Source organism: Pedobacter sp. 05L430 (assembly GCF_056397585.1).
This window is the reverse complement of record NZ_JBFTNT010000006.1, coordinates 59097-70852: the sequence shown is the minus strand read 5'-3', so window position 1 is coordinate 70852 and position 11756 is coordinate 59097. Positions and strand designations below refer to the sequence as shown.

Below are 11756 nucleotides of genomic sequence, written 5' to 3'. Positions count from 1 at the left end.
GGTCACTAGCCCTAATTTCTATTTGAGTTCCTGATGAAAGGGATGCAGAAGTCTAAATCGAGATATGAGTCTAAACTCTGAGGAACGAATAGTTTACTTCTGCTTCCTTCTCATTCTAAATTATCAAAAACAAATCTAAAGGACGATAGGAGAGATGACGACGGCCCTTTTGTATTTTTAACATGCCGCTTAAACTTTATCGTACCTAAGCACATAGTGACGGTACAAATGACTAATCCGAAATAGTTGCTCTGCAATGAATAGCAGCACTACTAAAGGCAGCAGTAATTCCATACGGTCCGACTTCCAGAAAACATAGATAAATACAGTTAACAGGCGGGTATACTCTAGGTAGTAAATCCATTTTCTTTGTTCCATTAAGGCTCCGCAGTTAATCAATGTAAGCAGAACAAACATAACAATAAACAACTTATCTACGGTCTCAAAGTAGGGATATAAGCCGGTAATGAACGTTAACAGAATTACGCTGACAATTATTTGTATGTTTAAATAACCTCTGAATTTAAAACGATAAGAAGAGGATGCTTTGTGCTGCAGGTATCTCTTTTCAAGCATTGGCCTGATTTCCTGATCCAGTCTGGAAGGGTGACCAAAGATGATTTTTAATTTGGTCTTTACCTCGGGTACCTTTTTACACGCCGCTAAAATTTCGAGGTAGTAATGGAAGTGCTGCCATAAGAAACTATAACTTTTTACAGGATGTGTAAGGCCATACTTAGGTGGTTCCTCTTCCCTTTGGAATGTTCCAAAGATTTTGTCCCAGAAAACGAATACATCTCCATAGTTCTTATCAAGATATTTCTCATCGCTGGCATGGTGAACCCCATGAATGGAAGGTGTAACCAGAATATATTCCAGCCAGCCTAAATTTCTGATCAGCTGAGTATGGGTAAAGAAGGAATAGGCCCCATGAACAACAAGAATAGCGATCACCATGGTAGGATGAAATCCCAGCAGCGGTATAACGCACCAAAAAAGATTTCTGATCAGGGCTTGAAAAACGGTAATCCTGGCGGATACTGTAAAGTTAAATTCTTCGCTTTGATGATGTACGATATGGGCTGCCCAAAGGATATTTACCTCATGACCGAGTCTATGGTACCAATACCAAACAAGATCTGTAACCAGGATCAGTAATACCCATACCCACCAAACATTGGGTATGCTGAAAAGTGCATAGTTGGTGTAAATCCAAAAGAACAAGCTGCAGAAACTTGCTGATATAAAGAGATTGAGAAGCCTTTCGGCAATACCTATACTGAGGTTGGAAATGGAACTTTCATATTTGAACAAATGCGCCTTTTTTAGCTTTACAGCGATCCCATACTCTAAAAAAAGAAACACAAAAAAAGCTGGGATAGCAAAGGCTAAATAGTTAAAATGACTAATCATAATTTAATTCCTCTTAGCCAAATGTAAATAAATACTACTAAATTAGTAGTATTTATTTTAAACTATATTTTAACGAACCATTCAGTTTCCTTATGCAAGGTTTATACATTCCAAAATTGTATATCTATTGTTTTGCCATTGTGTAACGATTGTTTAAGCGTTGTATGAACCCTAATAATAGCTTAATTATCAGTGCTTTAGAGGTAGCCTTTTTTTGAGGTTAAGCAGGCCAATATCAAGGATTAAAATTTATTTTAATAAAGTCTAGTAAATTAGTAGTTTTTATTTATACATTTGCGACTCAATAGTTGTTCTTGTAATTTACTTATCCAGAAAGACAGAGGGAAAGGCCCTACGACGTCTTAGCAACCTGTACCAGCTTTGCTTGTAAAAGGTGCTAATTCCTGCTCCGCTAATGCGGAGAAAGATAAAATGGTAAAGAGTTGTACCTCTTCTGCATAAGCTGACATCACAGAATGATTAATTATAAACGATTAATTAAAAAAGAGGAGGAAGAAATGAGAATTTATCTAGACAATGCTGCAACCACCCAACTGGACAAAGAGGTTTATAAGGAAATTATCCCTTACCTGTTAGAGTATTTTGGCAATCCATCATCACATCATGAAGATGGAAGGATTGTAAAAAGCGCTATTGAAAATGCCAGAAATACCATAGCCGATCTTTTAAATGCTGCGCCTAATGAAATTATTTTTACAAGTGGCGGTACTGAGGCCGACAACACAGCTATATTATCAAGCGTGTATTCTGAGCAGGTTAAACATGTAATTACTACTCCATTTGAGCATCATGCAGTTCTGCATACATTAGAAGCACTTAAAAAGCGTGGCGAGATAAGCCTAAGCTTTATAAATACGGATGATAGGGGAAACCTTGATGTTGAACATTTACAGCAACTATTAAAAAATAAGGAACGCTCATTGGTATCGGTAATGCATGCCAATAACGAAATCGGGAATTTAAACAACATTGAATTAATTGGCGAGCTCTGTTGTAGCAGCAACGCTATTTTTCATTCAGATACGGTTCAGACCATTGGACACTATCGCCATGATCTGTCAAAATTGAAAGCACATTTTATAGCTGCATCAGCACATAAATTTCATGGGCCAAAAGGTGTAGGATTTATTTACTGTAAAAATGGGATCCAGCTTTCCAAGCTAATCCATGGCGGATCTCAGGAACGCAGGCTACGTGCAGGAACTGAAAATATTCATGGAATTATTGGCCTGGCAAAAGCTTTGGAAATTGCATATCGTGATATTGATGAACACGCAAGGTATATACAGAAACTAAAAGACAGGATGATCTTTAAATTGAAGGCCGAAATTGAAGGGGTACAGTTTAATGGAAATTCGGGTGATGCGGATAAGAGCCTTTACACCGTTTTAAGTGTTAGCCTGCCACAACATGAAGGTGCTGATGACTTACTGGGATATCTGGACCTGAATAATATTTCTGTGTCTGGAGGAAGTGCCTGCTCTACAGGGTCGGCATCGCATGTGCTCAAAGCAATTAATGCAGATCCATCCCGTCATACGGTTCGCTTTTCATTTAGTAAGTATAATACCATAGAAGAAATAGATTACACCGTTGAAAGGCTCGCTGCAATTTATAATGTGGTAACCATATAATGTGCTTAATGGTAAAAATTAACATCCTGGCTGTGTAGATTGCGTGGCTTTATGCAATGGTGGAAAGTTCATTCAGCTCGCTTTCTGCAACACGCCGGGATGTTAATTAATAAACGTTTAACAATATACAATAACGGCCAATAGAAGGGCCAATTATAACATAAAAAATAAATACTACTAAATTGGTAGATTTTTTTTGAATTGTTATTTCTAAGCATTACCTTTACATCAATCTAATAAAGCTCCACCCCTTAGTAGATGATTTTTATTGCCAACATCTAGTAACTCCACCATTAATAGATGATTTATAAAGTTTTCTAAAAAATGATTTTTAGAAATATAAATTAACTAGTGATATGAAAAATTTAAAATTCTGYTGTTGTATGTGCATGTAGTTTCTACAGCATTCCCTGATTGATTTTCTTGAATTTATTCGTCAGAATCTAATAGCCAGGCTATTGAGGCAGGAATCGTTATGCCCAAAATTCTCTTAAACAACCTAAAAAACCCTATACAATGAACTTAAAAGATTATCTATTTAAAGCTAAATGCCTGTCGGCAGGTATTTTATTGAGTGGTGCAGCACTTGCAGGAACTAAACCTGAACCTGCAAAATTTATTAAAGAAGGCGTATGGCGCGGCGTATTTACCGTAAGCGAATCGCAGGTTCCCTTTAATTTCGAACTAAAAGGAAAAGACCCTCAGCATGCAGTGTTTACCCTTTTAAATGGCACGCGTCGCGATGATTTCCATGTACAGCTAATTGGCAAAGACTCCATATTCGTTAAAATGAACACCTATGATGCTGCTTTAGTAGCCAAAATAGAAGATGATGGAAGGCTAACTGGCGAATACAGAAGTTTGGTGCCTAATTTTAGAGGAAATGCACTTCCTTTTACTGCAGAATATGGCAAGGCATATCGCTTTGTTGATCCGGGAAAAGACGTGAAGCCAAAAGCAGATTTAAGCGGTAAATGGGAGCTTAAGCTTTATAGTAAAGAAGCAGTTCCGGCTTCTATTGCCGTATTAAAGCAATCGGGCAATAAACTTACCGGCGTGATAATGACCGTTGTTGGCGATAGCCGCGAAATTGAAGGTACTGTACAAGGTGATGAATTTGCTTTATCTGGTTTTACAGGCCCTAGCCCTTTCATTATTAAAGGAAAAATAAATGAAGATGGAACCCTTTCCGGAGAGCAGGGTTTTGGAATTTATAAGAACATCAAATTTGATGCAACCAAAAACAATGTTGCCGATTTACCAGATCCTTATAAACTAACGTTTTTAAAGGAAGGATATAAAAAGCTTGACTTTACTTTTCCTGATTTGAACGGTAAATCTGTCTCGCTAAGCGATGACAAGTATAAAGGCAAGGTAGTTATTGTAGAGATTATTGGTACCTGGTGCCCTAACTGTACAGATCAGACAGTGTTTTTGTCGCCATGGTTTAATAAAAACCAAAAGCGTGGTGTAGAAGCCATAGCAATAGGCTTTGAACAGAAAGACAGTTTGGAGTATGCTAAATATACGCTGGGAAAACTGAGAGATAAATATGATATCAAGTATGACATACTTTTTGGTGGCCTTGCCGATAAAAAGTTGGTAGCTCAAAAACTCCCTGCACTTAACAAGTTCATTGCTTTTCCTACTACTATAATCATAGACAGAAAAGGTGAGGTAAGAGAAATTTATACCGGATATACTGGTACTGTAACAGGTAAGTATTACGATGATTATGAGAAGAAATTTAATAAAGTGCTAGACGAATTATTGGCTGAACCTGAACCAACGGCACAAGCCACGGATACAAGTAACACCTTAAAAGGTAAATAATAGTATAACCATAAAACTTAAACGATGAATAAGCGCAATTTTTTTAAAGAATTATTATTACTCTCCCTGGGCTTGCTTTTAGGCGTATCTGTATGGGCCTTAGATAAGAACCATGCGGGGAAAGTAATTAAAGAGGGAGTTTGGCGTGGTGTTTTTAATGTTAGTGAAACTCAGGTACCATTTAATTTCGAATTTAAAGGGAAAGATCTGGAGCACGGTACATTTACACTATTAAATGGAACCAGACGCGATGATTTCCATGTAACCCGGCTGGGTAAGGATTCGATTTTTATTAAAATGAATACCTATGATGCAGCACTTGTTGCCAAAATAGAAGATGATGGAACACTAAGTGGAGAGTACCGAAGTCTGGTGCCGGGTTTTAGAGGTAACTCGTTACCATTTACAGCAGAACATGGTAAGAATTACCGCTTTGTTGAACCTGGTAAGGACGTTGCACCGGTTGCAAACATTAGTGGTAAATGGGAACTGAAGTTTTATTCTAAAGAGCAGGTTCCTAATAAGGTGGCCTTGTTAAAGCAAAATGGAAACAAACTTACCGGTGTAATTTTACAGGTTACTGGCGATAGTCGTGAATTGGAAGGCACCGTACAAGGCGATGAATTTGTTTTGTCGGGTTTTACGGGTCCAAGCCCTAAAATTTATAAAGGTAAAATTAATGCTGATGGCACAATCAGCGGTGTAATATCSGCAGGGATTTACGACAATACCAAGTTTGATGGGGTAAAGGATGATAAGGCTGAATTGCCCGATCCATATAAGCTTACCTTTTTAAAGGAAGGGTATAAAAAGCTTGACTTTACTTTTCCTGATCTGACAGGTAAACCTGTATCCTTAAGTGATGATAAATACAAAGGTAAAGTGGTTATTGTTGAGATCGTTGGTACCTGGTGCCCTAACTGTACTGATCAGACTATATTTCTTTCGCCATGGTTTAATAAAAATCAAAAGCGTGGCGTAGAGGCTATTGCTATTGGTTTTGAGCAAAAAGATAGCTTGCAATATGCACAGTATACACTTGGTAAATTAAGAGACAAGTATGATGTTAAATATGACATTTTATTTGGTGGCCTTGCAGATAAAAAGGTGGTATCCCAGAAACTGCCTGCGCTGAACAAATTCATTGCTTTTCCAACTACCATAATTATAGATAGAAAAGGTGAAGTGCGCGAGATCTATACAGGATATACGGGCACAGTAACCGGTAAATACTATAAAGAGTACGAAAAGAAGTTTAATGATCTGTTGGATGTACTGATTGCAGAAGAAGTGCCTTCGAATGCATCAGCAAAATCTAATGATACTTTAAAAGGAAAATAATAGAAATCCCTCCCCCTGGTGCAGACTAAGGTTTGTACCAGGGGATTTAAAACCACTAAATAATTAAACAAAGAATATGAAATTAATACTAACTCTTTCTGCAATTACTGCAACTTCATTATTGGTTCTTACAGGAGCTGTAAAACCAACAAACGCTAACAAAACAATTTTATCTGCTAAAAAAATGGTGCCTGGAAAAGGCGCTGTTGTTAAAGCATTGGTGTTTAAAGTCGACAATGAAGGCAGTAAATTAACCTGGCTGGCAAAAAAGGCTACAGGCGAACATAGTGGATCTGTTAAAGTAAGCAACGGTAGTTTTACAGTAGAGAATAATACTTTAAAAGCGGGGAGCTTTGACATTGATACCCGTACCATAACCAATGCTGACCTTACTGATGAAAGTGCAAATGCAAAATTGGTTGGACACCTTAAAAGTGAGGACTTTTTTAGTGCAGAGAAGTTTCCTAAAGCAAATTTTGTAATCAGCTCTGCCACCAAAACTACAGGCAACCAGTACAATGTTAAGGGCAAACTAACCATTAAAGGGATAACCAACGATGTGAGTTTCCCGGCAACAATTGCAGTAAATGGTAAAAAGTTAACTGCTAATGCCAAGATAACTATAGACCGTACCAAATACGACATTAAGTTCCGCTCTAAAAACTTCTTCGAAAACCTTGGCGATAAAGTGATCTATGATGATTTTGATATCGACGTGGCACTAGTAGCCAATGCTCAATAATTGCATGACTTTACAATAATCATGAAAAAAAGAAATACCATACTTATACTGATAGCCTTTGTTTTCCTGTTGATAACCCAGTTAAGTTTCATGTCGGGTAGCGACGAGATACAGACCCGGGAGCAACTTGGCAGTAAGCTGTTTTTTGATAACATATTATCGAAAGACCGGACAATTAATTGTTCGTCGTGCCACAGACCGGAATTTGCTTTTGCTGATACTGCAGTATTTAGTAAAGGTATTGGAGGAAAACTTACATCCCGGAATTCTCCGGGATTAACCAACTTATCTGGCCGTACTCATTTTTTTTGGGATGGCCGTGCCTCATCGCTTGAGGAACAGGCTTTAGGGCCAATAACATCGCCTGATGAAATGGGCTTAACCATTGATGAGGCAATTGAACGACTTAATAACGATAAATTCTATGCAGACGCTTTTAAAAAAGTATTTAAAACAGCGCCAAATAAAGATAATTTGTTGAAAGCACTGGCTGCTTTTGAACGGACGCTGGAAACAAACAATAGCCCTTATGACCGATATATAAATGGAGATGACAACGCCATGTCAGAAGCCGCTATACGCGGACGACTTCTGTTTATAGGTAAGGGGAATTGTAACAACTGTCATTCAGGTGAAGATTTTACAGCCGATAGGTTTAAAAATATCGGCTTGTATAACGGAAAAACTTTGAATGATGCCGGCCGGTTCAGCATAACAAAGGACAGTACTGTATTGGGAGAGTTTAAAATACCCGGTTTACGTAATGTGGCATTAACAGCTCCATACATGCATAACGGCAAATTTAAAACTTTACGAAGCGTAGTAGAATACTACAACAATCCGTCGGTAGTGGTTAAAGATGGTATTAACAGGGATTTATCATTGGATAAACCCTTGAATCTATCAGGCCAGGAAATGGATGATATTGTAGCTTTTCTGGGTGCGCTTACCGACGACAGGTTCCTGTTGAACAAGTAAAAACATATAACTGACAAAATGTAATATATGCTTAAATGCATGTAGGGGGTATCCTTTTGTCTAAACTTAACTAAATCATAATGAAAAAAATTATACCGGTACTGTTGTTCTTTAGCTTTTTTTATGGGCAAAATTTATATGCGCAAAGGCGCATAATCAAGGGGGTAGTTACCTCAGCAGACGATAATTTGCCTATACCCGGAGTTTCGGTAAGGGTAAAAGGGCTTGATGACGGGCCTGCCACAAAAGAGGATGGAAGTTACCAGGTTACTATTAAGAATGGTCGGATATTGATCTTTTCTTACATCGGATATGAAACACAAGAGGCAGAAATTGATGGCAAGGAGGTGATAAATATTAGTCTTAAGCCTTCATCAAGCTCACTGAGTGAGGTAAATATTGTTGGTTCAAACAATGCAAACAGAACTAAGCTTACCTCAGCAAACCCTGTAGATATTATTGATATAAAGGCACTTCAGGAATCGGCACCGCAGGTAACCGTTACCCAATTATTGCAGTATGTATCCCCATCATTCCACTCCTCTGTTTCAGGTGGGGGAGATGCCGCTTCGGCAACATCAACAGCGCAGCTTAGGGGGCTTGGTGTAGATCAGTTATTGGTATTGATTAATGGAAAAAGAAGACATAAAAGTTCAAACATCAGCTGGGGTGGATTAGGGAATGGAGCAACGGGCTATGRTCTTAATTCCATTCCGACAGGATCTATTGAAAGAATTGAAATACTGCGTGATGGTGCTGCGGCCCAATATGGTTCTGATGCTATTGCCGGCGTTATTAATATAGTTTTAAAGAAAAGTACTGATCAGCTGTCGCTCAGCTCAACTGCAAGTGCGCGCAGACGGGGAGATGGATTAACCACAAGGACCAGCAGTAATTATGGGGTTAAGCTAGGAAATAAAGGCGGCTTTTTGAACGTAACCGGAGAGTTTGCTACCCAGGCAGTATCATTGCCTGTTGGAAACGATGATGCAGGCTTATATATAGGGCCTGCCTATGGTGGTGGTGCCAATACAAGGGGATTTGATCAGATCTATACAAAAGAAATTGATGATGCCATAATAGCCAGCAGAGGTATTGACAGGCATTATTTTGATCAGCGTGGCAGTACAAATAAAGCCATAGATGGATTACTTTTCTTTAATGCTTCTGTTCCTTTAAAGGAAGATGTGGAGTTGTACTCATTTGGAGGTATTAGCCACCGTAATTCACAGTTTACAGCGGTGTACCGTTTGCCGGGTTGGACTGAGCGCAACAATACCTTTATATATCCCGATGGGTTTTTACCGGCAATGGATAACATCATTTCTGATAAGTCGTTTGCCCTGGGCGTAAAAGCAAAGGTAAAAGACTGGAAAGTTGACATTTCAAATGTGTATGGCATTAATGATTTTGGGAATGTGATCAGCAACTCTTTGAACGCAAGTTTGGGCCAGCGTACACCCCGTAAGTTTGATGCAGGTAGTTATAACGCCAGCCAGAATACAACCAGTCTGGATTTTAGTCGCTATTTTGAAAAAGTGCTAAAAGGGCTTAATGTGGCATTTGGCGGTCAATACCGTGTAGAGAGCTATCAGATCATTGCTGGTGAGGAAGCCTCATATTCAAAAGGAGATTTGAGGGCAATTTATGGAGTAGATACAACAGCGGGTGGTATTCCTTATACCACTTCTTTAGGGTTAACGCCACTAAACGGCCTATCGCCAGGTTCGCAGATCCATGCAGGTTTTCGCCCATCGAATGAGGTGAACGTAAACCGATCTATTTCTGCAGGGTATTTAGATTTGGAGTTAAATGTTACTTCAAAATGGTTACTTTCTGGTGCGGTACGTGTCGAGAATTATTCAGATTTTGGAAGTGTGTTTACTTATAAAGGTGCAACACGCTATAGTGTTACCGACTGGCTTGGGGTAAGAGGATCAATAAACACTGGATTTAGGGCGCCTGACCTTGCGCAGTTTTATTATACTGAAACCTCTACAACTTTTCAAAATGGCGTAGCCATAGATCAGGTTACCGCAAACAATGTAAATCCGGCTACAAAAGCATTGGGGATTCCGGAACTAAAAGCAGAAAGATCTAAGGGATATACGGCCGGTTTAACCGCATCGCCAATACCAAATGTGGAACTTACTGTAGATGCATACCAGATTGATATTAAAGACAGAGTTGGTAATACCGGGCGCTTTTCGGCAACTGATACCAATTTGCCTGCCGATGTTAGGGCCTTATTTGTACAAACAGGTACCATACAGGCAAAGTTTTTTTACAATTCATTTAGCACCAGTACAAAGGGTATTGAGCTAACCGGAAGCTACAAGTTCCTGTTCAATAATGGGGCAAATGCTACTTTCCTTGCCAGTGCAAACTTTTTAGATACTAAGCTGACCAAAGTAAATACACCAAAAGGATTGGAAGCTTACCGATATATAATTTTTGATGAATCGGAGAAAGCAAGGGTAACAAACAATATCCCATCGAAGAAAATAACCTTGCAGGGAACTTATAACCTTGATAAGTTTAATTTTTTAGTGCGGGCAGTGTATTTTGGATCGGTAACATCGGTATCCCAGCTTAATGCTAACTTCCCTAAACCAGATTACTACTATCAGGTTTTTAGTCCGATCTGGATAGCAGATATATCTGCGGGATATAGAATAACCCCTACCATACAGGCAACTGTGGGTGCCAATAACTTATTCAATGTTCTGGGTGATTATAGTATTCCTGCGCCAGGAAGCAATATTACACGCAATCCGGGCCCAGGTGGTACACAAGCTGGAACAAATACAGGTATACAGCCATTTGTAAGATTATCGGCTAAGTTCTAATTATAAAATACAGAGATCATGAAATTTTTAAATATAAAGTTCGCAGGGATATTGGGTGTAATTGCTATCGTGTCTACATCCTGCAAAAAAACGGAATACCTGGATTCGGATAATGCCGACAGGCCACCTCTAAGTGCTAAAGTTAAACTGGTAAATGCATTGTCTATTACAGCACCTATTAACTTTCTTGACTTTACAAGGCAGATAAATACCACTTTGATTGTTCATAATGCGGCAACCAATTATGTGGACACCCAATATGGAAAAGTACAATACAATACTACCGAGGGGAGTAACACGAGCTATAAATCATCATATGTATTTGGAGGGAGTGCCACTTTTGTACAGGAAACTGATAAAGCTTCTTTTGCAGCTCCTAATGGTCCTATTGCGAGCTATTATCATACTTTATTCGCGGTTGCCAAACGTAAGCCCAGTAAATTGAATCCTGGAAATAGGGATAGTCTGGTATTGGTGTATGATGATTTAACAGCGCCGGTTTCTGGTAAGGCAAAAGTGCGGTTTGCAAACTTTTCTCCTGATGCACCGAATGTAGATTTAGTTTTAGTAGGTAGTGGTGCAGTTTTTTCAAATGTTGCATATGGCAATTTTGGCGATCAGACCATTATAACCTATGATGCAAATGGGAAGGCTCCGGCCACCATACCGGGTTTGAGTTGGAAAACGCTTGGCCCCTTTAAGGAAATTGATGCTGTTGCATCTAAGAATCTTGAGGTTAAGAACAATACGACTCAGGCAGTATTACCTATTGCAGGCAGTGGGTTATCTAACATAACTTTTGAGGCCGGAAAGATATACACCATCTTTATAAATGGAAGCCCTGGCGGAGCCGGGCTAAGTGCAACCATAATTACACATAGCAAGTAACATTGGTTAAAGCAGTCGAAATGACGGAGTGTGCTAGTGCACTCCGTCATTGCTATG

8 protein-coding genes and 1 riboswitch are annotated in these 11756 nt (G+C 39.0%); of the genes, 7 read left to right on the top strand and 1 reads right to left on the bottom strand.

What is annotated here, in order from left to right; translation table 11 throughout:
- Positions 1-189: 189 nt before the first annotated feature.
- Entirely contained in the window at positions 190-1413 is a 1224-nt protein-coding gene (locus AC1DG9_RS03185; RefSeq protein WP_337717279.1) for a sterol desaturase family protein, read from the bottom strand.
- A 322-nt stretch (positions 1414-1735) separates the two neighbouring features.
- Positions 1736-1847, top strand: a riboswitch (SAM riboswitch).
- An 84-nt stretch (positions 1848-1931) separates the two neighbouring features.
- Here AC1DG9_RS03185 and AC1DG9_RS03180 point away from each other — a divergent pair.
- From AC1DG9_RS03180 to AC1DG9_RS03150, 7 genes are all read left to right on the top strand, one after another.
- On the top strand, positions 1932-3068 hold the full coding sequence (locus AC1DG9_RS03180) for a cysteine desulfurase family protein (protein ID WP_337717277.1): 1137 nt from the start codon (positions 1932-1934) through the stop codon (positions 3066-3068).
- Positions 3069-3584: 516 nt separating this feature from the next.
- Positions 3585-4901, top strand: a complete 1317-nt coding sequence (locus tag AC1DG9_RS03175; protein WP_477634303.1) for a peroxiredoxin family protein — start codon at positions 3585-3587, stop codon at positions 4899-4901.
- Between the two features lie 24 nt (positions 4902-4925).
- Complete coding sequence (locus tag AC1DG9_RS03170; protein ID WP_288881873.1) at positions 4926-6242, top strand: peroxiredoxin family protein; 1317 nt, start codon at positions 4926-4928, stop codon at positions 6240-6242.
- Positions 6243-6318: 76 nt separating this feature from the next.
- The gene (locus AC1DG9_RS03165) at positions 6319-6984 is read left to right on the top strand and encodes a YceI family protein (RefSeq protein WP_172661636.1); all 666 of its coding nucleotides are present in this window, start codon (positions 6319-6321) and stop codon (positions 6982-6984) included.
- Between the two features lie 21 nt (positions 6985-7005).
- Positions 7006-7962 carry a cytochrome-c peroxidase gene (locus tag AC1DG9_RS03160; RefSeq protein ID WP_172661635.1) on the top strand — a complete coding sequence of 319 codons (957 nt, stop codon included), beginning with the start codon at positions 7006-7008 and terminating at the stop codon, positions 7960-7962.
- 80 nt (positions 7963-8042) lie between these two features.
- Entirely contained in the window at positions 8043-10811 is a 2769-nt protein-coding gene (locus tag AC1DG9_RS03155) for a TonB-dependent receptor (RefSeq protein WP_477634302.1), read from the top strand.
- Positions 10812-10829: 18 nt separating this feature from the next.
- On the top strand, positions 10830-11699 hold the full coding sequence (locus tag AC1DG9_RS03150; RefSeq protein ID WP_172661633.1) for a DUF4397 domain-containing protein: 870 nt from the start codon (positions 10830-10832) through the stop codon (positions 11697-11699).
- The last annotated feature ends 57 nt before the right edge of the window (positions 11700-11756 follow it).

Coding starts and splice junctions, on each gene's coding strand:
- AC1DG9_RS03150 (WP_172661633.1), top strand. CDS start 10,830: ATGAAATTTTTAAATATAAAGTTCGCAGGGATATTGGGTGTAATTGCT.
- AC1DG9_RS03160 (WP_172661635.1), top strand. CDS start 7,006: ATGAAAAAAAGAAATACCATACTTATACTGATAGCCTTTGTTTTCCTG.
- AC1DG9_RS03185 (WP_337717279.1), bottom strand. CDS start 1,413: ATGATTAGTCATTTTAACTATTTAGCCTTTGCTATCCCAGCTTTTTTT.
- AC1DG9_RS03175 (WP_477634303.1), top strand. CDS start 3,585: ATGAACTTAAAAGATTATCTATTTAAAGCTAAATGCCTGTCGGCAGGT.
- AC1DG9_RS03165 (WP_172661636.1), top strand. CDS start 6,319: ATGAAATTAATACTAACTCTTTCTGCAATTACTGCAACTTCATTATTG.
- AC1DG9_RS03180 (WP_337717277.1), top strand. CDS start 1,932: ATGAGAATTTATCTAGACAATGCTGCAACCACCCAACTGGACAAAGAG.